The organism is Bradyrhizobium sp. HKCCYLS2038, from assembly GCF_051167655.1.
Lineage (GTDB): Bacteria > Pseudomonadota > Alphaproteobacteria > Rhizobiales > Xanthobacteraceae > Bradyrhizobium.
In genome coordinates, this window is sequence record NZ_JBNPTM010000008.1 from 1 (window position 1) to 25,349 (window position 25,349).

Sequence of the window (25,349 nt, forward strand, 5' to 3'; positions counted from 1 at the left end):
CTGCGGGATGAACTGCTGAACGAGACGCTGTTCACCTCGCTCGCCCAGGCCCGCGTCGCGCTCCGATGCTGGCGGGCTGACTACAATGATGAACGACCACACTCGCAGCTCGGGTGGAAAACGCCCTCCGAGTTCGCCGCAACCTGCAATCCGCGTCGGGATCTGGCGCTGCGCCATGTCGAGAGCTCCGCGCCAGCCCCCGCTGCTACCACCGCCCGGATGGGCACATCCAACCGCCCGAACGAACTGAGACTTGGATAAAACTTGGGGGCAAGGTCAGAATCCCCGATCCTCTGATTACCTAAAGCCGTTCTCACGGTATCGGCCATTGTATTCAGCCGGGGGGAGAGTATGGAATGTTCTGAATGGAACGATAGTGGATATCGATCAGTTCTCGTTCCAGGACCACATGAAGGTCGTGACAAACCTGCTGTTAGAAGCTGGAGCATCAGCAACGCTAGTAAGGGCTCTTCGCCCCTAACAGGATTGCAGCAATAGCTACGCAATCAGCGGTCTGCGATCATGGGTGACCCCAGCCGCGCTGGTTTACCAGCGGGATCAATCTAGGTCGCTCAGTGACCATTCCGAGACATATTTTGTCTCCCATCGGATCTAATCGGTTGATAGCGTTTCGATGGAGCCATCGGATAGAGTTACACGGTAATCTGGTTGCAGCCCGCTAACCTTCTGGACGAACTTTGCGGGATCTTCAGGGTCGACGAACAACATCATTGCCTGTCCATCGCGGAACACCACTTCAAAGTGCTGCGCATCTGGATCGACAGTAAGCCGGAGTTCGCTGATCAAGGACTGTAGCCTCGACGCTATTTGAGCGCGAAGCTTGTAAACATCACCCGCTCTCGCTGATCGTACTTTCTCGATCAGGGCCGCAACTTGCTCCGGCTCGCGATAGTAGATCAGTGCTGTCTGGTCGAGAACGGCGAGCTCATGGCGCAGGAGCTGTACTCGCTTGCGTGCGTCCGTTAATTCCTGCTCGCCTCTGCGTATTCTGGTGGCAAGGAAGTCGCTGTTGAAGTCGTTCAGTTTGACACTGGTCTCGAATGCTTTTGCGAGTTCGTCCTCGACAAGCTTGATTCTTCCCTCGGTAGCCTCCAACTGGAACGCCAGCTCGGCTCGCTTAGTTGAGTGCTCACTCGTCTGCACTAGGGAAGCGAGGTCAAGCTGCTCAACGAATTGCAGGAACGTGGACTCGAACTGGTCATAACGCCAACGACCGTTCATTTTGCAGCCAAGCTTGCGTATCGCGTTCGAGCAAACAAGGTATGCCTGCCCTTTGGGTGGAGTCCCCTTATCCTGATGCTGCATCGGGCTGCGGCAGTATTCGCAAACGGCTAGCTTCGTGAAGAGGTTCGTGAAGTGCTTCCCCTTTGGCCCTCCACTTCCCCGTTTCCCATTCTCAGGCATAGTTTTTCGCTCGAGCCGGCCGCGTTGAGCTGCTTCGAACACGCCCACGTCAACGATGCAGGGGAAATAATCGCGTATCGGGTCCCCGTCTGGCGTTCGCTTGCCGTTCTCCATTCGGTTCGGTTGGAACGTTCCTACGGCAGCCTGGCTGCTGAGGATCTTGTTGACCGTTGAGTTTTGCCAGCCTCCCTTGCCCATGAACGTAGGCACACCATCTTCGTTCAGGCGCCGGACTATTGTGTACGTACCGAGCCCCGACGCTGCGTCATCGAAGATCCGACGAACGATCGCCGCACGATCCTCGATCACCTCGAACCCGCTACGGTCGGCCCGCAGGCGCAGCCAGCTGGGAGCTCGGGCGGTAAGCTTCTTCTCGCCGATAAGAGCCCGCTTTGCCTTCCACGCCTGCGACAAACGGTCGCTTTTCCGTGCGGACTCCTCGTTCGCTCGGCTCATTTTCGCGATCGAGATGATCAGGTCCTCGAACGAGATCTTACCGTGGAAGATGCGCTCATCGTCGAGTGTTACGAGCACAAGGCCGGCGTCGACAATCTCCATAAAGGGCTTTAGGGCGACCATCGGCTCCTGTCGGCTCATCCGGTCGAATGACTCGACCAGCAGGTATGATCCCTTCGCGATTTTTCCTTCTCTCACCGCGGTCAGGAACCGTCCGAAGTTTCCCGACGCAATATTCCTGCCCGAGTATGCCGAAACGCCGATATCGTGCAGGTCGAAATTTTCCATGAGTTCGAGCCCATGCCTTTCGGCGTACGCTCGCGAAGCCTCACGCTGACGACGTAGACTATCGCCCTTCAGTTGAAGGTCGGTCGACATTCGAACGTAGGAATACGCCTTGGGCCGCTCTGAGTTGGTCGGGACAGGAGCCATCTAAGACCGGTACAAAATCTTGATTTAATTGTCCACCATATCCTTAAGTGATGTCCTTTTAATATCGATTAATTGGACACTATATCTTGATGATCGGCTCGCCCGGCGCCGGCAAGTCGATGCTGGCGGCGCGGCTGCCGTCGATCCTGCCGCCGCTGTCGCCGGCCGAGCTGCTGGAAGTGTCGATGATCGCCTCGGTCGCCGGCGAGATCGAGGGCGGCGCGCTGACCAACCGGCGGCCGTTCCGCAGCCCGCATCATTCCGCCAGCATGGCGGCGCTGACCGGCGGCGGCCTGCGCGCCCGCCCCGGCGAGATCTCGCTGGCGCATCAGGGCGTGCTGTTCCTCGACGAGCTGCCGGAGTTCGATCCGCGCGTGCTGGATTCGCTGCGCCAGCCGCTGGAGAATGGCGAGGTCTCGATCTCGCGCGCCAACCACCGCGTCACCTACCCTGCCCGCTTCATGCTGGTTGCGGCGATGAATCCGTGCCGTTGCGGCAACGCCTTCGAGCCCGGCTATGCCTGCAAGCGCGGCCGCATCGACCGCTGCACGTCCGACTACCAGATGCGCATCTCGGGCCCGCTGATGGACCGCATCGATTTGCGCATCGAAGTGCCCGCCGTCACCGCTGCCGACCTGATCCTGCCGCCGTCCAAGGAAGGCTCCGCCGAAGTCGCCGCCCGCGTCGCCGCCGCGCGTGACCTGCAGCGCGCGCGCTACGCCCGGGCCGGCCTGCCGCATATCAGGACCAACGCCGAGGCCCCCGCCGCGGTGCTCGACGACATCGCCAAGCTCGACGCCGCTGGACAGAAGTTGCTGCGCGAAGCCGCCGAGACGATGCGGCTGTCGGCGCGCGGCTATCACCGCGTGCTGCGCGTCGCGCGCACGCTGGCCGATCTCGACCATGTCGAGACCATCGGCCGGCTGCATCTGGCCGAGGCGCTATCGTATCGCGCGCTGGCGGAAGACAATCGGCATGCGGCGTGACGGCGCCCTCCGCCTCAACACTCTGGTAACGACTTCTCTTTACACTCCGACAACCATAAGGCCGCGTTTGCGTCATCAGGCCTGTTGTGTCGGTGCGTATCATGTTGCGTTTCAAGGTGCTCGTTTCGGCCGTGCCGCTGATCGCGGCTGCGGTCGCCGCCAGGCTCGAGCTGACGCCCTCGCCGCGGCCCTGCATTGCCGTCGGGACAGAGACCGTCTCGCTCGGCTCCGCGCCGCGGCAGACCGATCCCCAGGCCGATTTCAACGTCGACTTCACCGATGATCCCGCGCTCGCCACCGTGCGCGTGGCACTGGTCGATGATCCCGAAGTAGCCGATTTCGTCGTGATCGACGATGCGCCCGTCCGCGAGGATCAGGGCTGCGGCCTGGGCGGGCCGTCCCGGATCGTCGCGATCGCCGCCGATCGCGATGCTGATGCGCCGCGGATCTATCTCAGCACCGATCGCGCCGGGGATGGCCTTGCCGACTACCGCATCTACGTCCGCTCCAGCCGCACGTCGGTCAGAGAGGCCGCCGCGCTGATCGTCGCCGCCCGCAGCCACGCCTCATCACCGCTCCATCCGGTGCTGTGAGCCGGGCTAACGCCCGGTTCACCATCTCCGCACCGCAGGCTCGCGCGGGCACGACGCTTCAAAGTCTCAGCAATACCGGCCGGCGCATGGTGCGGGCCGGCGATGACACGGGATCGACGACATCAGGGGTGACGGAATGGGACCGATTTTTCGCATCAGGCTGCGCCTGCGCCGGTTCACGCGCCGTCATCAGCTGATCTTCACGATCCTGCGCGCGATGATGATCTTCTCCGCCGGCTTCGGCGGCGCCTATGGCTTCATCAAGGCCAGCCTCTCCGAGAACTCCGGCTACAATCCGCATGCCTTCGCGATCGGCGCCAGCTTCCTGTTCGCACTCGCCTGCGTCGGCCTGGCGACGCTCAGCATGCGGCTGCGCTTCGTCAAGAAGAAGCTGCACAAGATCGCGCTTCACAACGAGGTGCTGGCGGACCGGAACTGGGAGCTGCAGGAGGCCGAGCAGCGCGCGCGCAGCCTGTTCGAGCAGCAGGGCGACCTCATCGTCATGCGCGAGCAGGACGGCACCATCGTGTTCGTCAACGACGCCTATTGCCAGATGGCCGGGCTCGATCGCGAGAACCTCGTCGGCAGCCAATTTGCCTTCGACCTGATCGAACAGGGCGACAGCGCGCTGGAGCCGAGCGGCACGCGCGTGCACGACCAGTGCATCGGCAGCGCCATCGGGCCGCGCTGGATCGCCTGGCGCGAGGCGCTGGTGCGCTCCGACGCCGGACATCCCGCCGTGCTGCAATGTGTCGGCCGCGACGTCACCGACCGCACCGAGACCGAGCGCGCGCTGGCGGATGCGCGCGACCAGGCCAATGCCGCCAACCGCGCCAAGTCGCGCTTCCTGGCGATGGCCAGCCACGAGATCCGCACGCCGCTGAACGGCATTCTCGGCATGAGCGGTCTGCTGCTGGAGACACAGCTGACGCCGGAGCAGACGACCTACGCCAAGGCGGTGCGCACCTCAGGTGACGCGCTGATGTCGCTGATCAACGAGCTGCTGGATTATTCCAAGATCGAGGCCGGCAAGCTGGCGCTGGAGGCGCAGCCGTTCTCGTTGACGGCGCTGATCGAGGAGATCACCGAATTGCTGGCGCCGCGCGCCCAAGCCAAGCAGCTGGAGATGGCCGCCTACATGGACGAGCGGCTGCCGACCTGGGTGACGGGCGACGCCGCGCGGCTGCGCCAGGTGCTGCTCAACCTTGCCGGCAATGCGATCAAGTTCACGGCGTCAGGCGGCGTTGCACTGATCGCCGAGCCCGGCATCTGGCCGAACGAGATCAGCTTCCAGGTGCGCGACACCGGCATCGGCATCGCCGCCGATGCCCAGGAGCGCATCTTCCGCGAGTTCGAGCAGGCCGACGACAGCGTCGCGCGCAGCTTCGGCGGGACAGGCCTTGGACTGGCGATCTCCGACCGGATCGTCAAGCGGATGGGCGGACGGATCAACCTGCAGAGCGCGCTCGGTGCCGGCTCGACGTTCGAGGTTTCCGTGCCGCTGCCGGCCGCCCTGGAGCGCGGCGAGCAGAACAGCTTCCGCGGACCGGACCTGACCGGACAGTCGGTCATGCTGATCGCGCCGCCCGGGCTGCAGGCCGAGCTGATCGAGCGCCGCCTGCAGAACTGGGGCGCGCAGACCTGCCTGGTCGCCGATACCGAAGTCGCAGAGGCGCTGCTGCCGGAGCGCGCGTGGCATGCGGTGCTGATCGATGATGCGATCGGCAGCGACGTGGCGCTCGACCTGGGCGCAACGGCGCAGCGACATACGACGCGGCTGATCGTGCTGGTGACGCCGGTGAGCCGCCACGAGCAGATGCCGGCGGCGCCGTTCAATGGCTATCTCGTCAAGCCGCTGCGCGCCGCCTCACTCGCCGCCCGCGTCGGCTTCGACGTCGATGGCACCGCGTCGGCTGACATCGACGAGCCTGTCCCGATGGTCGCTCCGCCGATCGCGGCCCGCGCGGGCGCCGGCCTGTCGATCCTGGTCGCCGAGGATAACGACATCAACGCGCTGTTGATGCGCTCGCTGCTGACCAAGCTCGGCCATCACGCCGATATCGCCGTCCATGGCGAGGCCGCGCTCGATTCCTGGCTCGCCGCCCGCGCGGCTGGCGCGCCCTACGATCTGATCCTGATGGACGTGCAGATGCCGCGGCTCGACGGCATCGCCGCCGCCAAGCGCATCCGCGCGCTGGAGGCCAGCGAGCCCGGCCGCCGCACGCCGATCCTGGCGTTGACGGCCAACGCCCTGGTCGAGGACCGCTACGCCTGCTTCGAAGCCGGCATGGACGGCTTCCTCGTCAAGCCCCTCGACCGCGACAAGCTGGACGAAGCGCTGGCGAATCTGGCGGCGGCCCGGCAGGTTGCTGCGTAGTTGGCTGGTTAGTTAGCGATTCACCTGCTCCACGATTAGTGCACCCTCTCCCCTTGTGGGAGAGGGTGGATCGCGTTCGCGGAGCGAGCGCGAGCCGGGTGAGGGGTCTTTCTCCGCGGAAAGAACCCCTCACCCGGCGTGCATTCGCTACGCTCATGCTCGCCACCCTCTCCCACAAGGGGAGAGGGTGCACCGCCGTCGCGGTCCCAAATCGTTTCACAGAAAACAGTTGAGCTAATACTGATGGATCAAATCAGATCTGATCAATCAATCACGACCCGGATCGGCTAAAGCCGCACGCATCAGCTCACAACCGCCGCAGCGCCACCGTTTCGATTTCGTGGTCGGCGCCCTTCTTCAGGATCAGGGTTGCGCGCGGGCGGGTCGGCAGGATGTTGTCCTCGAGATTGGCGAGGTTGGTGCGCTCCCAGATCGCGATCGCGGTGGCGACGGCTTCGTCGTCGGAGAGCAGCGCGTAGCGGTTGAAGTAGGAGCGCGGATCCTGGAACGCGGTATCGCGCAACGACAGGAAGCGCTTGACGTACCATTTGCGCAGCACCGCCTCCTCGGCGTCGATATAGACCGAGAAGTCGAAGAAGTCGGAGACGACCGGCACGGCCTTGCCGTCACGCGGCAGCGGTCCGGTCTGCAGCACGTTGACGCCCTCGACGATCAGGATGTCCGGCTGGTCGACCTCGGCCCACTGGTTGGGGACGATGTCGTAGCTGAGATGCGAGTACACCGGCGCACGCACCGGATGGCGGCCGGCCTTGATGTCGGAGAGGAAGGCGAGCAGCCGTGCCTTGTCGTAGCTCTCCGGAAAGCCCTTCTTCTGCATCAGGCCTTGCCGTTCGAGCACGGCGTTCGGAAACAGAAAACCGTCGGTGGTGATGAGATCGACCTTCGGCCGCGGCGACCAGCGCGTCAGCAGCGCCTGCAGCACGCGTGCAGTGGTCGACTTGCCGACCGACACCGAGCCGGCGACGCCGATGATGTAGGGCATCTTGCGGTCGCGGATGCCGAGGAACTGGCGCTGCGCGTAGTACAGCCGCTGCGCCGCATCGACATACATCGACAGCAATCGCGACAGCGGCAGATAGATGTCCTCGACCTCCTGCAGATCGAGGCGGTCGTGCATCGAGCGCAGCTTGGAGAACTCGCCGGGCTCGAGCGTCATCGGCGTGTCGTTGCGCAGCTCGGACCATTGCTGGCGGGTGAAGACGCGGTACGGATTATATTGCTGTTCGCTGGTGCGCATATCCATGACGCTGCCCTTCGTTTCCCCCGCTGTCGCGCCCTACTCCGTCTTGCGCGACGCCTTTTCTTCCAGACCTGATTGACCGGTCCGCTTGCCGAGCGCCGCCTCGACTTCCTCGAGCCGGACGTCCCGGGACTTCAACAGCACCAACAGATGAAACAGCAGATCGGCACTTTCCGAGATCAGATGCGCGCGGTCGGTGCCGACGGCGGCGATGACGGTTTCGACCGCCTCCTCGCCCATTTTCTTGGCGCATTGCGCCGGACCCTTGTCGAGCAGCTTGCGCGTATACGACGCCTCGCCGCCCGCCGCGGCACGCGCGTCGATGATGGCAGCGAGATCGTGGATCGTGAAGCGGGACATCAGCCAGTTCTCGGAACGCAGGTCCGTCCCGGGGAGGCCGGACCAGCGTTCATCTAACATTTTTGCGGCGCAATGTCGTCAGGGATCGAGCCGCATCGGCAGCCCCTGGCGCACCATGTGCTCCTTGGCTTCCCGGATGGTAAATTCCCCGAAATGGAAGATCGAGGCCGCCAGGACCGCGGTCGCCCGGCCCTGCCGGATGCCGTCGACCAGGTGGTCCAGATTGCCGACGCCGCCGGAGGCGATCACCGGCACCGGTACGCTGTCGGCCACGGCACGGGTCAGCGGCAGGTCGAAACCCTGGCGGGTGCCGTCGCGGTCCATCGAGGTGAGCAGGATCTCGCCGGCGCCTAGCGCGACGACCTCCTGGGCGTATTCCAGGGCATCGATGCCGGTCGACTTGCGGCCGCCATGGGTGAAGATCTCCCAGCGCGAGCCGCCGCCCGGACGGGCGACCGACTTGGCGTCGATCGCCACCACGATGCACTGCTCGCCGAACTTCTCGGCCGCTTCCTTGACGAACTCGCGCCGGCTGACCGCGGCCGAGTTGATCGAGACCTTGTCGGCGCCGGAGCGCAGCAGGGTCTTGATGTCGTCGATGGTGCGGACGCCGCCGCCGACCGTCACCGGCATGAAGCAGGCTTCCGCGGTACGGCGGACGACGTCGAGCATGATGCCGCGGTTCTCATGGGTCGCGGTGATGTCGAGGAAGCAGAGCTCGTCGGCGCCGGCGGCGTCATAGGCGATCGCCGCCTCCACCGGATCGCCGGCGTCGCGCAAATTGACGAAGTTGACGCCCTTGACGACCCGTCCGTCCTTGACGTCGAGGCAGGGAATGACGCGGACCTTGAACATCGTGTTCTCTCCCCTACCCGCGCGCCGCGCGGATCAGCGCCAGCGCCTCGGCAGAATCGAGCCGGCCGTCATAGAGCGCGCGGCCGGCGATGGCGCCTTCGAGCTTCTTCGCCCGCGGTGTCAGCATCGCCTTGACGTCCTCGATCGAGGCGAGGCCGCCGGAGGCGATCACGGGGATCGAGATGGCATCGCCCAGCGCGATCGTGGCGTCGAGGTTCAGGCCCTTGAGCAGGCCATCGCGCGCGATGTCGGTGAAGATGATCGCGGCGACGCCTGCGTCCTCGAAGCGCTTGGCGATGTCGAGCGCGGTGACTTCCGACGTTTCCGCCCAGCCTTCGACGGCAACCTTGCCGTCGCGGGCATCGAGGCCGACGGCGACGCGGCCGGGGAATTTCTTGGCGGCAGTTTTGACCAGCTCGGGATCGCGCACGGCGGCGGTGCCGATGATGACTCGGGTGATACCTTTATTGAGCCAAGCTTCGACCGTCGCGAGATCGCGGATGCCGCCGCCGAGCTGCACCGGCATCTTGACCACTTTCAGCATCGCCTCGACCGCTTGCGCGTTCATCGGCTTGCCGGCGAAGGCACCGTCGAGATCGACGACGTGGAGATACTCAAAACCCTGGTCGGCAAAACTCTTGGCCTGAGCGGCGGGATCAAGGTTGAACACGGTGGCGCGGGCCATGTCGCCCTGCTCCAGACGCACGCACTGGCCGTTCTTGAGATCGATGGCGGGAAACAAAATCATCTGAGCTGTCTTTCAGGCAAGCGCCCTGCCCGTCTCTCGATCGAGCAAGAGCGCTGCGCTCACGGCTTCCACTTCAGGAAGTTGGAGATCAAGGCGAGACCGAACCGCTGGCTCTTCTCGGGATGGAATTGCGTGCCGATGGCGGTATCCTTGCCGACAACAGCGGTGACCGGCCCGCCATAGTCGGCCCGCGCCAGCACCTCGCTCTCGTTGACGGCGTTCAGGTGATAGGAGTGCACGAAATAGGCGTGCAGTCCTTTCGGTCCCAGCGGCAGCCGCTCCAGCACCGGATGCTCCTGCAGAACATCCAGCGTATTCCAGCCCATGTGCGGGATCTTCAGGCTCTCGTCACGGGGCGTGATCTTCTCGACATCACCGGCGACCCAGTCGAAGCCGTCGGTCGTGACGTGCTCCTTGCCGCGCGTCGCCATCAGCTGCATGCCGACGCAGATGCCGAAGAACGGCCGCGCCTTGTGGCGCACGGCTTCGGTCATTGCTTCCAGCATGCCGTCGACGGCATCGAGTCCGCGGCGGCAATCCGCGAAGGCGCCGACGCCCGGCAGCACGATGCGGTCGGCGCGATACACCGTATCGGGATCGCGCGTCACCACGACCTTCTGCAGATCTTCCATGCCGCGCGCGGCGCGTTCGAACGCTTTCGCGGCGGAATGCAGATTGCCGGAGCCGTAATCGATGATGGCAACGCTCATCGTCCACCTCCGGGTTCAGGGAACAAGCCAATGATGCTGGCATGCGGCAGCGGCGGCGGCCGCTGGCCATTGCCATTGTCGCGCGTCGGCGGCGCGGCGCCGCGATCGACGGTGTTGTTGTCGTAGCCGAGATCGCTGCGCCTCGCGGCCCAGCGCTCGAAGAAGCGGCGCTCGGCGGCGTCGAGATCGTCGGCGACGACGACGTCGAGCTGGCGCCAATTGCCGCGCGAATAGCTCCAGCGCTTGAAGCTGGAGGCTTCGAGACCGAGCAGGATCGCCATGAGAAGATCGATGGCGGCGATCGCCCCGCCTGTGACGCCGATCCGCGCCAGCGCCACGTCGACCAGGATGACCAGCACGATCCAGCCGAGCATCGCCAGCCACAGCCGATGCCAGGCCAGCCAGACCGCGCCGAGAATGGCAGCCCAGAGATGGAAGCCGTCGCGAATGAACACGAAGCGATCCGTCGAACGCAGATCGGCCCCGGCGGCGAGGGGAGCGTGAACGGTATAGACGGGCATGTCGAATATCCCTTGGGAGGAGGGAGGTCAGCCGCCGAGCTGACCCTTGGTGGAAGGCACTTCGCCCTTGTTGCGCGGATCGATCGCGAGCGCTGACCGCAACGCCCGCGCCAGACCCTTGAAGCAGGATTCGGCGATATGATGGGCGTTCTCGCCGTACAGCGTCTCGACGTGCAGGGTGATGCCGGCGTTCATGGCAAACGCATTGAACCATTCGCGCACCAGCTCGGTGTCGAACTCGCCGATCTTGTCGCGCGCGAAGGTCGTGCGGAACACCAGCATCGGCCGGCCGGACACGTCGATGACCACGCGCGTCAGCGTCTCGTCCATCGGCATGTGGATCGAGGCATAGCGGGTGATGCCGGCCATGTCGCCGAGCGCCTGGCGCACGGCCTGGCCGAGCGCGATGCCGACGTCCTCGGTGGTGTGGTGGAAATCGATATGCAGGTCGCCGACCGCCTTGACGGTCATGTCGATGCGGGAATGCCGGGCGAGCAGATCCAGCATGTGATCGAAGAAGCCGATACCGGTCGCGATGTTGACCACGCCGGTGCCGTCGAGGTTGACGGACACCTCGATGTCGGTCTCTTTGGTCTTGCGCTTGATGGTCGCGCTACGCATGGGGTCAGCTTCCCTTGAAAACGCGGCCCTTTTATCAGGCGGATGACACCTTAGCTACTGCGGGATGACGCCCTCGAGGCCTGATCTCGGGCCATGGTGAGCAGATTTCAAGGCCCGGAGGGGCAGGGCAGGGACCTGGTAATTGTTTCCCCCGGCCCAAGCGCCTAAATGAGGCCGACAACCAGGGATCTTCCATGCACGCATCCTCGCACGAGCCCACCGTCTGGCACGGCACCACGATCCTGACCGTCCGCAAGGGGGGCAGGGTGGTCGTGGGCGGCGACGGCCAGGTCTCGATCGGCCAGACCGTGATCAAGTCCAACGCCCGCAAGGTGCGCAAGCTCGGCAAGGGCGACGTGATCGGCGGCTTTGCCGGCGCCACCGCCGATGCTTTCACCCTGTTCGAGCGGCTGGAGAGCAAGCTGGAGCAGTATCCGGGGCAGCTGACCCGGGCGGCCGTCGAACTCGCCAAGGACTGGCGCACCGACCGTTACCTGCGCCGGCTTGAGGCGATGATGATCGTCGCCGACAAGGAGGTCTCGCTGGTCCTGACCGGCACCGGTGACGTGCTGGAGCCGGAGGCGGGCGTGATGGCGATCGGCTCGGGCGGCAACTATGCGCTGGCCGCCGCGCGCGCGCTGATCGACACCGACAAGGACGCCGAGAGCATCGTGCGCAAGTCGCTCGATATCGCCGCCGACATCTGCGTCTACACCAACCGCAACATCACCATCGAAGCGCTGTCGGCCGAGTAGACGATGGCGACGAGCGAGATCGGCGTCCCGTCCCGACGATCGTCCGGGCTTTGGCTCGGGCTGGCGCTCGCGCTACTGGCGTCGCAGGCCGCGATCCTGTTCGCGATGGGCCGGCTGCCGATCTGCGCCTGCGGCACCGTCAAGCTGTGGCATGGCGTGGTGCAGAGTTCGGAGAACTCGCAGCATCTCACCGACTGGTACACGTTCTCGCACATCATCCATGGGTTCCTGTTCTATGCGCTGACGGCGCTGCTGGTGCCGCGGCTGCCATGGCAGGGCCGGCTGATCATTGCGATGCTGATCGAGGGCGCCTGGGAGCTGGTCGAGAATTCCAGCTTCATCATCGAGCGCTACCGCGCCGCGACGATCTCGCTCGACTATTTCGGCGACAGCATCGTCAACTCGGTCGGCGATACGCTCGCGATGATGACCGGCTTCCTGCTGGCGCGGGTGCTGCCGGTGTGGCTGACCGTGCTGATCGCGGTCGTGTTCGAGATCGGGGTGGGCCTGCACATCCGCGACAACCTGACCCTCAACATCCTGATGCTGGTCTATCCGACCGAGGCGATCCGGCAATGGCAGGCCGGGCCGCCGCTGCTGTGAGGGCGGGGGCCGGATGATCATCGGCTTTCGTCTCATGACCGAAGGCGACCTGCCCGCGATCCGCGACTGGCTGACCCAGCCTCACGTTCGCAAATGGTGGGGCGATCCGGACGAGCAATATGCGCTGATCGACGGCGACCGCGACGAGCCGGCGATGGACCAGTACATCATGCTGATGGACAACGAGCCGTCCGGCTATCTGCAGTGCTACGCCCTGACCGCATGGAACGAGGGTTTTGGCCCGCAGCCGGATGGCACCCGCGGGATCGACCTGTTCGTCGCCGGACAGGACCGCGTGGGGCGCGGCCATGGCCCGCGGGTGATCACTGCGTTTTGTGATCTGATGTTTCTGCGCGGCGTTCCGCGAATGGTTACCGATCCGTCGCCGGCCAATGTCCGCGCGATCAGCGCCTACGAAAAGGCGGGATTCAGGCGGGAGCGGCCGATCGAGACACCGGACGGACGTGCGCTCCTGATGTCCTGTGCGCCCGGCGACTTGCCTCGCCGCCAATCCAAGCCTAGCTAGAGCCCATGACCGACTTTTCCCCCCGCGAAATCGTCTCCGAACTCGACCGCTTCATCGTCGGCCAGGCTGACGCCAAGCGCGCCGTCTCCATCGCGCTCCGCAACCGCTGGCGCCGGCTGCAACTCGACGCCGGCCTACGCGAGGAGGTGCTGCCGAAGAACATCCTGATGATCGGTCCGACCGGCGTCGGCAAGACCGAGATCGCGCGGCGACTGGCCAAGCTCGCGGGCGCGCCGTTCCTCAAAGTGGAGGCGACCAAGTTCACCGAGGTCGGCTATGTCGGCCGCGACGTCGAGCAGATCATCCGCGACCTCGTCGAGGTCGCTATCCACCAGGTCCGCGAGCGCAAGCGCAAGGACGTCGCCGCCCGCGCCCAGCTTGCCGCGGAGGAGCGCGTGATCGACGCACTGGTCGGCGCCAACTCCAGCGCCGCAACCCGCGACTCGTTCCGCCGCAAGCTGCGCGCCGGCGAACTGAACGACAAGGAAATCGAGATCGAGACGCAGTCGTCCGGCGGCGGCATGCCGATGTTCGAGATCCCGGGCATGCCGGGCGCGCAGATGGGCGCGATCTCGATCGGCGACATCTTCGGCAAGCTCGGCGGCCGTACTAAGACGCGACGCGTCACGGTGGAGGCCTCGCACGATCTCCTGATCGCGGAAGAATCCGACAAGCTGCTCGACAGCGACCAGCTGGTGCTGGAGGCGATCAGTGTGGTCGAGAACAACGGCATCGTGTTCCTCGACGAGATCGACAAGATCTGCGTGCGCGAGAACCGCCATGGCGGCGACGTCTCGCGCGAGGGCGTGCAGCGCGACCTCTTGCCATTGATCGAAGGCACGACGGTCTCGACCAAGCATGGCGCCGTCAAGACCGACCACATCCTCTTCATCGCGTCCGGCGCCTTCCACATCGCCAAGCCGTCGGATCTGTTGCCAGAGCTGCAGGGCCGCCTGCCGATCCGCGTCGAGCTGCAGGCGCTGACGCGCGACGACATGCGCCGCATCCTGACCGAGCCGGAGGCGTCGCTGATCAAGCAATATGTCGCGCTGATGAAGACCGAGGGCGTGACGCTGGACATCACCGACGACGCGATCGATGCGCTGGCCGACATCGCAGTGGCCGTGAACTCCACGGTCGAGAACATCGGCGCGCGCCGGCTGCAGACGGTGATGGAGCGCGTGCTCGACGACATCTCCTTCAACGCCTCTGACCGCTCCGGCGAAACCATGCGCGTCGACGCCGCCTATGTGCAGCAGCACATCGGCGACCTCGCCAAGAACGCGGATCTGAGCCGGTTCATTTTGTAAGCGGCTGCGCCTTGCAGCTTCTGCGTTTCTTCGCACTGGCCGTCGCTTAGCCCTCCGCTGTCGTCCCCGCGAACGCGGGGACCCATAACCACCGAGGCTGATTGTAGTTCAAGATGGCGGCTCCAGCCTTGCCTCACCACGAATGGCGGTGGCTATGGGTCCCGGCTCAAGGCCGGGACGACAGCGGTGGGTTGGGCGGGGACCTCGCCTCTCTCTGTCACTGCTCGGCCTTGGCATGACCGGCGTGTCCAGCAGGCACTGGCGCCTGATGCTCGCCGTCAACGCTGCGGTCATGCTCGGCGTGTTCGCATACAAGCTCACGCTGCCGCCCTACATTCCCTACATCCACCTGCTGGTCGACTACCATTTCGGCTTCATCAAGCGGGCGCTGATCGGGGCGATCGTCGGGCTGTTCGCGGCGAAGGTGCCGGTGTGGCTGGTGTTCGCACTCGCCGGCAGCGTCTGGCTGATCACCTTCGTGCTGTTCCTACAGCTGTTCCGCCGAACCTTCGGCCTCGATCGTACGCAGCTGCCGCTGCTCGTCTTCACCGCCGGCTCGCCGTTCGTGTTCAAGAATTTCCTGTTCACGCTCGGCCATTTCGACATCTATGGCTGCCTCGGCGCAATCATCCTGCTGCTCGTGCCGACATACTCATTGGGCTACGTCCTGCTCGCGGCGTTCATCTCGGCCGTGCTGGTGCTGATCCATCACATCCATCTCTTGATGTACGTCCCAACCATCGCCGCCATCGTCGTGCTGCGCTACTACTTGCCGCGCCCGACCACGCGCCTGGATGTCGCGGTCGGCGCAGCGGCGCTGCTCGGCCTTGGTGTGTTGTTCCTCGCCGCGCAGTTCCTCGGCACGATGCCGCTACCTGAGGCCGACTTCGTGAGCTACTTGCGCACGCGAATGGCCGATCCCTCGCGCACCGAGCTCTTGCAGTTCGCCTATGTCTGGTACCAGCCGCTGGCGAAGGAGGTGCAGGACACCTGGGCGCGGCTGCCGTCGAACCTGCTCGGCGTGCCCGTCTATGCGCTGCTGCTCTGGCTGCATGCGCCGCTGTGGCGCACGTTCCGGGATCTCATCGCCGCGCTCGAGCAGCGTCATCGTCACGTCGTTAGCGCCGCACTGATCGTGATCAGCCTCGCCTATCTCGTCATGTTCGCGATGGTGTTCGACTATTCGCGCTGGATCTCGAGCTGGGTGGTCTGCATGGTGCTGATGCTGCACGCGGTGAAGACGCTGCCGACGACCAAGCCCGTGGCGCTGATCGATGGCGACGATCGCAAGACGACGATCCTCGGCTGGATCATCACGGTGATCCCGCGCGTCGGCATCATCCGGCCGTTCTGATCGTCAACCGCGTGGCCGCCGGATCCGGACATAGAGCGCGCCGGCGCCGCCGTGGCCGACGTTGGCCTCCTCGAAGCCTATGATCAGCGCGCGGAATTCCGGCAGGCTGAGCCAATGCGGCACCTGCCGCCTGAGCACGCCGCGTTCGGGATCGGCGCCGATGGTGCCTTTGCCGGTGATGACCAGCACGAAGGTCAGGCCGTCATGCTGGGCGCGATGCAGGAAGTGATGCAGCGCCTGGTGCGCCCGGCTCTGGGTCATGCCGTGCAGGTCAAGCCGGGCGTCGATCTCGCTGCGGCCGCGCGACAATCTCGAGCGCTCTTTGCGGCCGAGCGAGACGAGCGGCGGGATCGCCGGCTTGGCCGGCTTGGGAACGACGAGTGGCGCGACCGGACGGGGCGTGGTCATCGGCTTGTCCGGTTGCGGCTCCGCGGTCACCATCGGCGGATGCGGCCGGACCGGGCGCGGCATCTTTCGCAACGGCTTGATCTGGCGCGCCACCGTCTCCCACAGCGCACGCTCGTCCTCGGACAGGCCACGCTTGCGACGGCTGCGCGGCGGTTCAGGATCTTCAGGCATGATCTTCAGACATGGAGACGGCTTGTCATCAGCGGTGGCGGGTGCGTCTGCCATAACGCAATCGGCGCAGATTGCGATCACTTTCGAGCCGCGGCCGGGCCTCGGGCAGCGGCACGGGGGGCGCCACCACGTTCTGCGCCACCGTGGTCGCGGCGCTCGTGCCGGTGGTCGGGGCAGGGGCCTTCGTGTCCTTGGCGGCAACGGCCGCAGCGACGCTGGCCGGATCCTTCGGCTGATCCTTGACGGTGTCCTTCGCAGCGTCCGTCGGTGGCAGCTGCGGAAACAGCTTTGCGATTTTTTCCGACGGACGTGCGTCCGGCAGCGGCATCTTCCGGCCGCGCGCGACCGGATCGAGGCTCCGCGGCACCAGCATCACGAACTGGATGCTGTGCTTGAGCCGGCCGGACACTTTGCCCGCCTCTTGGCCGGCACCGAAATAGAGATCGGCGCGGGCAGGGCCGACGATGGCTGATCCGGTATCCTGGGCGATCATCAGCCGGTGAAACGGGTTCTTGGTCTTTTCCGAGTCGATCGGCAGTTCGCCGGTGATGAAGAACGGCGTGCCGTAGACGTGCAGCGACTTGTCGACCGCGATCGAGCGGCCCGGCGTCAGCGGAATGCCCTGTGCGCCGACCGCCTCGTCCTTCTCCGACAGCTGCACCTCGCGGAAGAAGATGTAGGAGCGGTTCATCCGGCGCAGGTCGTCGGCGCCGTTCGGATTCTGCTCCATCCACTCGCGGATGCGCTGCATCGACATCTGCTCGCGCGGGATGATGCCGCGCTCGATCAGGATGCGGCCGACCGGCGTGTAGGGATGGCCGTTATAGGCATCGTAGTTGATGCGCACCGTCGAGCCGTCGTCGAGGCTGATGCGCGCCGAGCCCTGGATCTGCGCGAACAACAGATCCGTCTGATTCCTGAGCCACGCGATCTCCAGCCCGCGACCCTCGATGGCGCCATCCTCGATCTCGGCGCGATCGTAGTAGGGCACCAGCTTGCGCCGGCCGATCTTGCGATACACCAGACCTTTGTTGGGCAGGCTGGTCGCGTCCTGCTTGAAGCCGCGGACGAACAGGTTCGAGGGACGGCGGTAGACCGGAACGTTGTAGACCTCGTTCTGGGTCCGCGATCCCTCGATGATCGGCTCGTAGTAGCCGGTGACGAAGCCGTCGGCATCGCCGAGCTTGGAGATCTTGAGCGGCTCGAAATGCCGTTCGAAGAAGGTGCGCGCCGCGGCGTTGTCGGCGAGATCGGCAGCGCGCGCATCGCGGCAGGGATCGCGCAGGGAATCGCCGAGCGCCTTGTCCTCGGCGGCGCTGTCGGGCTTGGCCGCGATCGGCTTGCAGCTGGCGCGGAACGTCCGGTAGGCCGCGAGCTGATCGTCATCGTTCCAGCCGGGCACCTCGCTCCACTGCAGCGGCGCATATTGGCTGTTGGCGATTTCGAGCGGCCAGTCGAGGTGGGGGTAGGGCAGGTGGCGCACTGGCGCTGCTGATGCGGCCGAGCGATGGCGGGCGCGTACGGCCTCGGCCGCATAGGGCGCGAGCGCCACGGCCGCGACGCTCAAGGCGAGCGCCGGCGTCCAGTATCGAAGGCTACGGGCGGTGAATCCCCGCTTCCAGATTTCGCGAACCATGCCTGCGCACCATCAAAGGACCAATCAACGCGAAGCTCGGAAAAACAGGACTAAACAATCGCCGCCGCGTCGTTCTCTCCAATCAGGTCCGTGGACATGCCGATCGCAGCTATTGCGATCATTCGACACCGGACGTCCCGGTGTTATTTCAAGTCAGTGGCTGCCGGTTCCCACCAGCTTCCAGTTCGGATCGCGCGAACCGGTCTCGCGCGCGAAGGTCCAGATGTCGGTGATGTCGGCGACCTTGTCCGGATTGCCGTCGACGATGTTGCCCATCTTGTCGCGGGTCACGGAGATCATCTGCGAGACGAACCGCACCGTCAGCTGCGCCGTGCGGTCCCGCACATCAGCGCCGACCAGCTCGGCGGTGTCGATCGAGACGAACCGCGTCTCGGTTTTCTGCTCGTTCTTCTCACGATCCTTGATGACGGACTCGAAGCTGTCATAGACCTCGGACGAGAGAAGGTCGCGCAAGGCGCGGCGATCGCCATTGGCGAAGGCCAGCACGATCATCTCGTAGGCGCTGCGGGCGCCGGTCAGGAAATGACGCGGGTCGAACGAAGAATCCTGCGCCACGACCGCGTCGAGCCCACGCGCCAGCGGCGTGCCCGGCTCGGCCAAGCCGCGCCAGCGATCGCTCGGAACGCCGATGTCGGCGCCCCCGGCGGGCCCTCCTGCATCCATCGGCGCTCCGGGAACCGGCATCACGCGGTTGTCGGGGGCCCCTTGCACCGTGTTGCGGGCGGCCCGATCGAACGGGGTCCGCTCGTCGCCCGTGCGTTGTCCGAGCACCGCGCGCAGGCGCACGAAGATGAAGACCGCCAATGCCAGGAAGATGATGGTATAAATATCAAACACGTCGTTTCGCTTTCTGACTTCGTCGGGCCGGCTGGCGGCTGGACCCGTCCTGCGGACGCCCGTGTTACAGGATCCTGGTTAAGACCCGTGAACGCTGGCTTTGACCGGATGTAGTCATCGAATTGGGCCCGGCCAATGGCACATTGTGGCACAGCGATCCTAACCCGTTTCCCAGCCAAGGGGAAATCGGATCGCTGGTGTTTCGATCCCTGCCAACGCCAGACCGAGCTGCCGAACGCTTCATGCGACAAATGGTGGCACAGCAGGCCCGGACAGGCTTGATTGGCGGCCAATAAGGCCCGCCGGCGGCTCGTCCTTGTGGAACAAGCCGGCCCTATGGTAGCCACGCGCCGCAACGACCCGCTTTTTGTGCCAGGAGAACACTTCGATGACCAACGGTAACGGCGCCAATCCCGAGGCGGCCCCTCCTCCCCAGCTGAACGTACTGGCGCAATACATCAAGGATCTCTCGTTCGAGAATCCGAATGCTCCGCAGTCGCTCGCCCCGCAGGGTCAGCCGCCACAGATCAACATCCAGATCAATGTCGGCGCCAACGCCCTGGCGGAGACCGAATATGAGGTGACGCTGACGATCGAAGGCAAGGCTGAGAGCGGCAGCCAGGTCATGTTCAGCTTCGATCTGGTCTATGGCGGCGTTTTCCGGCTGGTCAACGTTCCCCAGGAGCACCTGTCGCCAATGCTGCTGATCGAGTGCCCGCGGCTGCTGTTCCCGTTTGCCCGCGAGATCGTTGCCAATTCGGTCCGCGATGGCGGCTTCCCGCCCTTGATGCTGGACCCGGTCGACTTCGTCAGCCTGTACCGCCAGAACATGGAGCGTCAGGCCGCGGAAGCCGCTCAGATCCGGCCGAGCTGATACGTTCAGATTTCATTAGCCATGATTGACGGCCGTGGTCCGCAGCCTCGATGCGCGGATCACGTGCCGGCCAGGAATTCCATCCAGATCGGCTTGTCGCCCAGGGTGGCGATGAAGGCGCGATGCGCCTCCCGTTCCGCCTCGGTGACGCGCGGGGCCAAGGGAACATCGCGCTGGCGGCGCGGCGTGTCGCCGGCCCCGCCGATGCGGATCTCTTGCGCGTCCTGGGTCAGGATCAGCTGCGACTGGCGGGCACCGACCAGATCGACATAGACCTCGGCCAGCAGTTCAGCGTCGAGCAGAGCGCCGTGCTTGGTCCGGCGCGAATTATCGATCGCATAGCGCGAGCACAGATCATCGAGCCGGTTCGACACGCCCGGGTGTTTCCGGCGCGCCAGCATGAGCGTGTCGACCAAGCGATCGCGCGGGATGGCCGCGCGCTTGACGCGGTCGAGCTCGGCATTGATGAAGCCGATGTCGAACGAGGCGTTGTGGATCACCAGCGGCGCATCGCCGATGAACGCCAGGAAGTCCTCGACCACCTCGTGGAACAGCGGCTTGTCGGCGAGGAATTCTGACGACAGGCCGTGGACCGCGAATGCCTCGGCGGGCATGTCGCGTTCCGGATTGATGTAGCGGTGAAAGACCTGGCCGGTCGGCATTCGGTTGATGATCTCGACACAACCGATCTCGACCAGGCGATCACCCCGGAGGGCGTCGAGGCCGGTGGTTTCAGTGTCGAGCACGATCTCACGCATGGGTCTGTCCGCAGGTCCTGCCGCGCCGTCGAATCAGGCGCGCCGCCGCGGCATCTTAACGACCTCGTCCAGAATGTCGCGGATGCGGGCGCGCACCGGGTCAAGCCCGTGCGAGGTATCCACGATGAAATCGGCGCGCGCGCGTTTCTCCGCGTCGGGCATCTGCCGCGCCAGCAGCGCATCCAGCGCCTCTTCCGTCATCGTGCCGCGTGCCAGGATGCGCTGACGCTGGATCTCGGGCGAGGTCGAGACGACAACGACAGCATCCACGCGCTTGTCACCACCGGTCTCGAACAACAGCGGGACGTCGACCACGGCGACCGGCACGCCAGACTGCTCGGCATCGTCGAGAAACTTCTGATGATAGGAGCGCAGCATCGGATGGACGATGGCTTCGAGACGACGGATCGCCTGGGGATCCCCGACCACCTTCGCCGATAATTTGGGGCGGTCGACCTTGCCGTCGACAGTGGTTCCTGGGAATGCGGCTTCGATGGCCGGAGCCGCCTCACCACTATAGACGTGATGGACCGTGGCGTCGGCATCGTAGACGGGGACGCCAGCTTCGGCGAACAGCTTCGCCGTCGTCGACTTTCCCATTCCCATCGAGCCGGTCAGCCCCAGCACTCTCATCCGCGTTCGCTCCCCAGTGATCCCGACGCGGTCCTAGAACCTGAGCAGCCGTGCTTCACGCAAATAGGCCAGCAGCGGCAGCAGGGGCATGCCGAGTATTGTGAAATGATCGCCATCGATGCGGTCGAACAGATGCACGCCGAGGCCTTCGAGCTGATACGCACCGACGCTCGACATCACCGCGGGGCCGGCCGTGTCGAGATAGCAGGCAACGTCGCTCTCGGTGAGCGTCCGCATCGTCATCCAGGCCACCGCGACATGCGAGAACAGCACCTCGCCGTTGCGCACGACGGCAATCGCCGAATGCAGCGCATGGGTCCGGCCGGCCAGAGCCAGCAGCTGGTGCATGGCCTGTTGACGCCCCGCCGGCTTGTTGAACATGCGCTCGCCGAGCGCCAGCGTCTGGTCCGCGCCGATGACATATGAGCCAGACTTGATCGCCGAGACCGCCTGCGCCTTGGCCGTGGCCAGATGCAGCGCAATCTCATACGGCGCAACCAGTCCCGCCTCGGCTTGAATCGCGCGCTCGTCGATATCGGCCGCGATCGCCTCGCAGGCGAGGCCGGCATTCTCGAGCAGCATGCGCCGGGCTCGACTCTGCGAGGCCAGAACCAGCGGCTCGTCACCACACCATAAGGTCATCGTCGTCAACTCATTCCGGCAGGCGCTGCCGCTGCCGGTCGGTATAGAGTTTCAGGATCGCGGCCGCCGTCTCTTCGATCGAGCGGCGCGTCACGTCGAGCATCACCCAATTGAACCGGGCGCTGAGCTTGCGCGCATACGCCACTTCATCGGTGACCGACTGCTTGTCGATATAGTTCTCGTTGCCGCTTTCGGCACCCATGCTCAGCAGGCGATTCTGCCGCACCTGGATCAAACGTTCGGGGGTCGCGTGCAGGCTCACCACCAGCGGCTTCTTCAGCGTTTCCAGCTGGTGCGGAATCGGAATGCCCGGCACCAGCGGCACGTTGGCGGTGCGCACGCCACGATTGGCGAGATAGATCGAGGTCGGCGTCTTCGACGTCCGGGAGACACCGACCAGCACCACATCCGCTTCCTCGAGACCGTCGACCATCTGGCCGTCGTCATGCAGCATCGTGTAGTTCAGCGCGTCGATGCGCGCGAAATATTCGGCATTGAGCACGTGCTGCGCGCCGACGCGCCCCGCCGTTGCCGCGCCGAGATAAGCTTCGAACAGCTGCATCACCGGCCCGATGATCGACAGGCTCGGGATGTTGATCTGCTGGCACTTGGCTTCGAGCCTGGAGACCAGGTCCTTCTCGAGCAGCGTGAACAGCACGATCCCCGGCGCCTCCTCGATCTCGTCGAGCACGCGATCGAGCTGCTTCTGGCTGCGGACCAGCGGATAGACATGCTCCACCGGCGTCACATTGGCGTATTGCGCAGCGACCGCTCGCGCGACCGTGATCAAGGTTTCGCCGGTTGAGTCGGAAACCAGATGCAGGTGAAAGTAGTTGCCGGTGGTGGGCATCAAATCCTTAACGATCTGTGAATCCCTGTGAAGGATGGGGCCAAAAAGCAGCGCCGATGGGCCCCCTTTGTATAACCCCGATTCTTCTGCACATGGTCGCCGTCCGGGAAAACGCCAGGCAACGTTGCGATGATATCGGGGCGAGGCTGCTTTGTCTCTGGATAAGCTGTCGAAGCTTTTCGGCAAGCATTTGAATCACTTCGGACTCGCATGGCAGCCGTCGCTCGATCGGCGCCTGTTGAAGGATGTGAACAAGCTGCGGGAAATTTGCTGACAGGATTGCATGAGTCCAATCCACCGCTACCTAGACTCAAACCCTAAGATTCTAAAATTATTTGGTTTGGAAGCGATCGAGCGAGCGGATATGTCTCGCCTCCCAACGTGATGGCCCGCCGGCCAAGAGGATCGCCCAGCCGATGTACGAGTGGATCAAGGCGCTGCACGTCATTGCGGTCATCGCGTGGATGGCCGGCATGCTGTATCTGCCGCGCCTGTTCGTCTATCACTGCGACGCCGAGATCGGCTCGAAGCAGTCCGAGACGTTCAAGATCATGGAGCGTCGCCTGCTCAAGGCGATCATCAATCCGGCGATCACGGTGACCTGGCTTGCCGGGCTTTATCTGGTATGGGCCGGCCACTGGTATACCAGCGGCTGGTTCCACGCGAAATTCCTGCTGGTTCTGATCATGTCCGGCGTCCATGGACTGTTCACCCGCTGGGTGCGGGAATTCGGCAATGATCAGAATACGCGCAGCCAGAAATTCTACCGTATTATCAATGAAGTACCAACGGTATTGATGATCGGTGTCGTGATTCTCGTGATCGTCAAGCCGTTCTGATCTGTTCCACGAGAATACCGCTCCGCCGCAGATGCCTTGCGAACGGCGGCGCAATTTTCTATATTGGGGACATCCCACCCCACGCAGGCGGATGTGGTTGCGTTCCGGTTTGACCGGCCGCCGCATCAGGTCTGGTGCCTCACAGGCGCCAACCTTGCTCAGACCTGCGGACCTCATTTTCGTCCGCCTTCCCACAGCCACCTCGCATCCCTCCCAAGTCGCTTCCACAGGACCACCCCCAATGCGGGAAATGAAACTACAGGACCTCAAGTCAAAGACGCCGGCCGAGCTCGTCTCCTTTGCGGAGGAAAACGGGGTCGAGAACGCCAGCACGATGCGCAAGCAGGAGCTGATGTTCGCCATCCTCAAGCAGCTCGCCATCCAGGAGACGGACATCATCGGCGAAGGCGTCGTCGAGGTTCTCTCCGACGGCTTCGGCTTCCTGCGCTCGCCCGACGCGAACTACCTGCCCGGCCCCGACGACATCTACGTCTCGCCGTCGCAGATCCGCCGCTTCGGCCTGCGCACCGGTGACACCATCGAGGGTCACATCCGCAGCCCGAAAGAGGGCGAGCGTTACTTCGCGCTGCTCAAGGTCAACACGCTGAACTTCGAGGATCCCGAGAAGTCCAAGCACAAGGTCAATTTCGACAACCTCACGCCGCTGTTCCCGGACGAGCGTTTCCGGCTCGAGATCGAGGACGCGACGCGCAAGGATCTGTCGTCGCGCGTCATCGACATTGTGGCTCCGATCGGCAAGGGTCAGCGCGCCCTGATCGTTGCGCCGCCGCGTACCGGCAAGACCGTGCTGATGCAGAACATCGCGCACTCGATCACCGCCAATCACCCCGAGTGCTACCTGATCGTTCTCCTCATCGACGAGCGTCCGGAAGAAGTCACGGACATGCAGCGTTCGGTGAAGGGCGAGGTCGTGTCGTCGACCTTCGACGAACCGGCGGTACGTCACGTGCAGGTCGCAGAAATGGTGATCGAGAAGGCTAAGCGCCTGGTCGAGCACGGCCGCGACGTCGTCATCCTGCTGGATTCGATCACCCGTCTCGGCCGCGCCTATAACACCGTCGTGCCATCCTCGGGCAAGGTGCTGACCGGCGGTGTCGACGCCAACGCGCTGCAGCGGCCGAAGCGCTTCTTCGGTGCCGCCCGCAACATCGAAGAGGGCGGCTCGCTGACGATCATCGCCACGGCGCTGGTCGACACCGGCAGCCGCATGGACGAGGTCATCTTCGAAGAGTTCAAGGGCACCGGCAACTCCGAGCTCATCCTCGACCGCAAGGTCGCCGACAAGCGGACCTTCCCGGCGATCGACATCGCCCGCTCCGGCACCCGCAAGGAAGAGCTCATCACCGAGCCGCAGAACCTCAAGAAGATGTATGTCCTGCGCCGCATCCTCAATCCGATGGGTACGATGGACGCGATCGACTTCCTGCTCGACAAGCTCCGCAGCACCAAGAGCAACTCGGAGTTCTTCGAGTCGATGAACACCTGATCGGGATCCGATCGCAGAGTTTGGAAAGGGCGCTCTTCGGGGCGCCCTTTTTGTTTGGGCATCACGGACAGCATGCTGTCCCTGTTGGCCATGCCAAGGCTTGATCCAGTGAGCAACGCCAGCACGCCTGCAGCAATGAGACGGTCGTTTTCCGACTCTACGATCCCGGCCTCATCCTTCGAGACGCTGCTGCGTAGCTCCTCAGGATGAGGGGTGAGGTTCGTCTCGCGTCGGCAATCGGCGTAAAGCATGCCGCTCTAAACTGATTGTCTTTCCGCGT

General features: G+C 64.4%; 26 protein-coding genes and 1 pseudogene. 12 read left to right on the forward strand and 15 right to left on the reverse strand.

Annotated elements, in window-relative coordinates:
- The coding region (locus ACQR1I_RS29290; RefSeq protein ID WP_434869562.1) for an integrase core domain-containing protein at window positions 1-261 on the forward strand (261 nt) is incomplete at its 5' end.
- A 351-nt stretch (window positions 262-612) separates the two neighbouring features.
- On the opposite strand, the gene ACQR1I_RS29295 is transcribed toward ACQR1I_RS29290, so the two are convergent.
- The gene (locus ACQR1I_RS29295) at window positions 613-2,313 is read right to left on the reverse strand and encodes a recombinase family protein (RefSeq protein ID WP_434869563.1); all 1,701 of its coding nucleotides are present in this window, start codon (window positions 2,311-2,313) and stop codon (window positions 613-615) included.
- 74 nt (window positions 2,314-2,387) lie between these two features.
- Here ACQR1I_RS29295 and ACQR1I_RS29300 point away from each other — a divergent pair.
- The 3 genes and pseudogenes from ACQR1I_RS29300 to ACQR1I_RS29310 all read left to right on the forward strand — a co-directional run.
- Window positions 2,388-3,299: pseudogene (locus tag ACQR1I_RS29300) on the forward strand (YifB family Mg chelatase-like AAA ATPase); the annotation flags it as partial.
- Between the two features lie 101 nt (window positions 3,300-3,400).
- A complete protein-coding gene (locus ACQR1I_RS29305; protein ID WP_434869564.1) occupies window positions 3,401-3,892 on the forward strand; it encodes a hypothetical protein in 492 nt (163 codons plus the stop codon).
- A 136-nt stretch (window positions 3,893-4,028) separates the two neighbouring features.
- On the forward strand, window positions 4,029-6,269 hold the full coding sequence (locus ACQR1I_RS29310; protein WP_434869565.1) for an ATP-binding protein: 2,241 nt from the start codon (window positions 4,029-4,031) through the stop codon (window positions 6,267-6,269).
- A 307-nt stretch (window positions 6,270-6,576) separates the two neighbouring features.
- On the opposite strand, the gene coaA is transcribed toward ACQR1I_RS29310, so the two are convergent.
- From coaA to hisB, 7 genes are all read right to left on the reverse strand, one after another.
- The gene (gene coaA / locus ACQR1I_RS29315; protein ID WP_434869566.1) at window positions 6,577-7,533 is read right to left on the reverse strand and encodes a type I pantothenate kinase; all 957 of its coding nucleotides are present in this window, start codon (window positions 7,531-7,533) and stop codon (window positions 6,577-6,579) included.
- A 33-nt stretch (window positions 7,534-7,566) separates the two neighbouring features.
- Window positions 7,567-7,890 carry a phosphoribosyl-ATP diphosphatase gene (locus ACQR1I_RS29320; RefSeq protein ID WP_434869567.1) on the reverse strand — a complete coding sequence of 108 codons (324 nt, stop codon included), beginning with the start codon at window positions 7,888-7,890 and terminating at the stop codon, window positions 7,567-7,569.
- A 78-nt stretch (window positions 7,891-7,968) separates the two neighbouring features.
- Entirely contained in the window at window positions 7,969-8,745 is a 777-nt protein-coding gene (hisF, locus tag ACQR1I_RS29325) for an imidazole glycerol phosphate synthase subunit HisF (RefSeq protein ID WP_434869568.1), read from the reverse strand.
- Window positions 8,746-8,758: 13 nt separating this feature from the next.
- Window positions 8,759-9,493, reverse strand: coding sequence for a 1-(5-phosphoribosyl)-5-[(5-phosphoribosylamino)methylideneamino]imidazole-4-carboxamide isomerase (gene hisA / locus ACQR1I_RS29330; protein WP_434869569.1), 735 nt, complete (start codon window positions 9,491-9,493; stop codon window positions 8,759-8,761).
- Between the two features lie 59 nt (window positions 9,494-9,552).
- The gene (hisH, locus tag ACQR1I_RS29335; protein WP_434869570.1) at window positions 9,553-10,203 is read right to left on the reverse strand and encodes an imidazole glycerol phosphate synthase subunit HisH; all 651 of its coding nucleotides are present in this window, start codon (window positions 10,201-10,203) and stop codon (window positions 9,553-9,555) included.
- On the reverse strand, window positions 10,200-10,724 hold the full coding sequence (locus ACQR1I_RS29340; protein ID WP_434869571.1) for a DUF2628 domain-containing protein: 525 nt from the start codon (window positions 10,722-10,724) through the stop codon (window positions 10,200-10,202). Before ACQR1I_RS29340 ends, hisH begins: the two co-directional genes overlap by 4 nt.
- Before the next feature lie 27 nt (window positions 10,725-10,751).
- A complete protein-coding gene (hisB, locus tag ACQR1I_RS29345) occupies window positions 10,752-11,345 on the reverse strand; it encodes an imidazoleglycerol-phosphate dehydratase HisB (protein ID WP_434869572.1) in 594 nt (197 codons plus the stop codon).
- Between the two features lie 194 nt (window positions 11,346-11,539).
- Between hisB and hslV the strand changes: the two genes are divergently transcribed.
- From hslV to ACQR1I_RS29370, 5 genes are all read left to right on the forward strand, one after another.
- The gene (gene hslV / locus ACQR1I_RS29350) at window positions 11,540-12,100 is read left to right on the forward strand and encodes an ATP-dependent protease subunit HslV (RefSeq protein ID WP_006612664.1); all 561 of its coding nucleotides are present in this window, start codon (window positions 11,540-11,542) and stop codon (window positions 12,098-12,100) included.
- Between the two features lie 3 nt (window positions 12,101-12,103).
- Window positions 12,104-12,703 (forward strand): DUF2585 domain-containing protein, encoded by a 600-nt coding sequence (locus ACQR1I_RS29355; protein WP_434869573.1) that lies wholly within the window; start codon window positions 12,104-12,106, stop codon window positions 12,701-12,703.
- A gap of 13 nt (window positions 12,704-12,716) precedes the next feature.
- Window positions 12,717-13,229 (forward strand): GNAT family N-acetyltransferase, encoded by a 513-nt coding sequence (locus tag ACQR1I_RS29360; protein WP_434869574.1) that lies wholly within the window; start codon window positions 12,717-12,719, stop codon window positions 13,227-13,229.
- Between the two features lie 5 nt (window positions 13,230-13,234).
- On the forward strand, window positions 13,235-14,539 hold the full coding sequence (gene hslU / locus ACQR1I_RS29365) for an ATP-dependent protease ATPase subunit HslU (protein WP_434869575.1): 1,305 nt from the start codon (window positions 13,235-13,237) through the stop codon (window positions 14,537-14,539).
- Window positions 14,540-14,774: 235 nt separating this feature from the next.
- Window positions 14,775-15,893 (forward strand): hypothetical protein, encoded by a 1,119-nt coding sequence (locus tag ACQR1I_RS29370; protein ID WP_434869576.1) that lies wholly within the window; start codon window positions 14,775-14,777, stop codon window positions 15,891-15,893.
- Between the two features lie 3 nt (window positions 15,894-15,896).
- Here ACQR1I_RS29370 and ACQR1I_RS29375 read toward each other — a convergent pair whose 3' ends face one another.
- From ACQR1I_RS29375 to ACQR1I_RS29385, 3 genes are all read right to left on the reverse strand, one after another.
- Window positions 15,897-16,472: a Smr/MutS family protein gene (locus tag ACQR1I_RS29375; RefSeq protein WP_434869577.1), complete on the reverse strand. Its 576-nt coding sequence runs from the start codon at window positions 16,470-16,472 to the stop codon at window positions 15,897-15,899.
- Window positions 16,473-16,500: 28 nt separating this feature from the next.
- Window positions 16,501-18,108: a murein transglycosylase A gene (gene mltA / locus ACQR1I_RS29380; protein WP_434869578.1), complete on the reverse strand. Its 1,608-nt coding sequence runs from the start codon at window positions 18,106-18,108 to the stop codon at window positions 16,501-16,503.
- Between the two features lie 153 nt (window positions 18,109-18,261).
- Complete coding sequence (locus ACQR1I_RS29385) at window positions 18,262-18,966, reverse strand: Tim44/TimA family putative adaptor protein (protein ID WP_434869579.1); 705 nt, start codon at window positions 18,964-18,966, stop codon at window positions 18,262-18,264.
- A 388-nt stretch (window positions 18,967-19,354) separates the two neighbouring features.
- Between ACQR1I_RS29385 and secB the strand changes: the two genes are divergently transcribed.
- The gene (secB, locus tag ACQR1I_RS29390; protein ID WP_434869580.1) at window positions 19,355-19,840 is read left to right on the forward strand and encodes a protein-export chaperone SecB; all 486 of its coding nucleotides are present in this window, start codon (window positions 19,355-19,357) and stop codon (window positions 19,838-19,840) included.
- Between the two features lie 59 nt (window positions 19,841-19,899).
- Here the strand turns inward: secB and dnaQ are convergent, their stop codons facing one another.
- The 4 genes from dnaQ to ACQR1I_RS29410 are packed head-to-tail and all read right to left on the reverse strand — an operon-like array spanning window position 19,900 to window position 22,723.
- On the reverse strand, window positions 19,900-20,598 hold the full coding sequence (dnaQ, locus tag ACQR1I_RS29395; RefSeq protein WP_434869581.1) for a DNA polymerase III subunit epsilon: 699 nt from the start codon (window positions 20,596-20,598) through the stop codon (window positions 19,900-19,902).
- A 33-nt stretch (window positions 20,599-20,631) separates the two neighbouring features.
- Window positions 20,632-21,231 (reverse strand): dephospho-CoA kinase, encoded by a 600-nt coding sequence (gene coaE, locus ACQR1I_RS29400; RefSeq protein ID WP_434869582.1) that lies wholly within the window; start codon window positions 21,229-21,231, stop codon window positions 20,632-20,634.
- 33 nt (window positions 21,232-21,264) lie between these two features.
- Entirely contained in the window at window positions 21,265-21,873 is a 609-nt protein-coding gene (locus ACQR1I_RS29405; protein ID WP_434869583.1) for a Maf family protein, read from the reverse strand.
- Window positions 21,874-21,883: 10 nt separating this feature from the next.
- Window positions 21,884-22,723 carry a pyruvate, water dikinase regulatory protein gene (locus ACQR1I_RS29410; protein WP_434869770.1) on the reverse strand — a complete coding sequence of 280 codons (840 nt, stop codon included), beginning with the start codon at window positions 22,721-22,723 and terminating at the stop codon, window positions 21,884-21,886.
- Between the two features lie 416 nt (window positions 22,724-23,139).
- Between ACQR1I_RS29410 and hemJ the strand changes: the two genes are divergently transcribed.
- Together hemJ and rho are read left to right on the forward strand one after the other, a co-directional pair.
- Window positions 23,140-23,562, forward strand: coding sequence for a protoporphyrinogen oxidase HemJ (hemJ, locus tag ACQR1I_RS29415; protein WP_434869584.1), 423 nt, complete (start codon window positions 23,140-23,142; stop codon window positions 23,560-23,562).
- 241 nt (window positions 23,563-23,803) lie between these two features.
- Window positions 23,804-25,069, forward strand: a complete 1,266-nt coding sequence (rho, locus tag ACQR1I_RS29420; protein WP_434869585.1) for a transcription termination factor Rho — start codon at window positions 23,804-23,806, stop codon at window positions 25,067-25,069.
- Window positions 25,070-25,349 lie beyond the last annotated feature (280 nt).